Consider the following 1,429-nt stretch of genomic DNA (forward strand, 5'->3'; position numbering starts at 1 on the left):
TAATGCCGTTCAGTTAAGAGCTGAACGGCATTTTTGTATGTAGCGTCAGAGGAAGTTGTAAACGCTGCGCCGAAGTGTTAACTTTCGGGCGCGATGCTTTCCAGTCACCTGACCTTCCTGCTCGAAGCGCAACAGCCGGCCGACTTGAGTCGGCTCGCCGAGCATCTTCCGTACGAGTGGATCGAGCGCGCGGTAGACGCGACGGGAACGGCAAGTATCCGTCGCCGTCGATTGCCCGCTGAACAGGTGGTCTGGCTGGTGATTGCGCTGGCGATGTACCGCCATTGGTCGATCAGCGAAGTGCTCGACAATCTGGAACTGGCCCTGCCTGACGAGGTGGCGCCGTTCGTCAGCAAGAGCGCGGCGACGCAAGCCCGCCAGCGCGTTGGCGAGGCGCCGCTGGCCTGGCTGTTCGAACGAACAGCGCGCGCCTGGAGTCTGCAGGACGCCAGCGACTACGCCCTCAAGGGACTCAGCCTGTGGGCGATGGATGGCACGACGCTACGCACAGCCGACAGCCCTGCCAACCGCGAGCACTTTGGCGCCCAAGCTTACGCTCGCAGGGTCGCCAGCTATCCGCAGGTGCGCATGGTGACGCTGACTGCGATCCCCACGCACCTGGTGGCAGGTGCCAGCTTCGGTCGCTATGACAGCAATGAGATGGTGTACGCCAAAGGCTTGTTGCCGCAGATACCGGATGATTCGCTGACGGTATTCGACAAAGGCTTCCTGGCTGCCGAGATCCTGTGCGGTCTGACGATGGGCGGGCACAACCGCCACTTCCTGATTCCGGCCAAGTCCAACACGCGCTGGGAGGTGACGGCCGGGACGGCCGAGGACGCCACGGTACGCATGCGTGTCTCGCCGCAGGCACGCAAGAAGTGTCCGGCGCTGCCGGAGTTCTGGCAGGCGCGGGCAATCCGAACGATCGATGCACGCGGACGTAGCCGAATTCTGCTGACGTCGCTGCTCGATCGCCGACGCTTCAAACCTGCTGACATCGTCGCCAGTTACGAGCGGCGCTGGCAGATCGAAACGAGCTACCGGGAACTGAAGCAGTCGATGCTCGGCATGGAGCTGACCCTGCGTAGCCGAACCGTCGATGGGGTATGCCAGGAAATCTGGGGCGCCTTGATCGCCTACAACCTGATTCGTCGCGAGATGGCCAGCGCCGCCCGAGAAGCGAAGCTCGCGCCGACTGACATGAGCTTCGTGCGTGCCTTCCATGTCATCCAGCACGAGATGATGTGGGCAGCTGTCACGCCAGCCTACGCGAAATTGCCCGCCTGCCTGCAGCGCCTACGCGAGCGCCTAAAGTCGCTGCCCAATGTGAAACGACCCGGTCGCTCATGCGACCGGGTCGTCAAGTCCCGCCCTTCACGCTATGCCGTTCGCTTCCTCAATAGGGACCTTAACTGAACGGCATTAC

1 protein-coding gene is annotated in these 1,429 nt (G+C 62.4%); it reads left to right on the plus strand.

Annotated features, from left to right (window positions below; genetic code table 11):
- The first annotated feature begins 93 nt into the window (after positions 1-93).
- Positions 94-1,419 (plus strand): IS4 family transposase, encoded by a 1,326-nt coding sequence (locus AC07UK_RS38745; protein WP_202281445.1) that lies wholly within the window; start codon positions 94-96, stop codon positions 1,417-1,419.
- The last annotated feature ends 10 nt before the right edge of the window (positions 1,420-1,429 follow it).

The organism is Cupriavidus sp. GW821-FHT07C08 (genome assembly GCF_059419025.1).

Excerpts from the sequence above, each read along its gene's own strand:
- AC07UK_RS38745 (WP_202281445.1), top strand. The coding sequence starts at position 94 with ATGCTTTCCAGTCACCTGACCTTCCTGCTCGAAGCGCAACAGCCGGCC.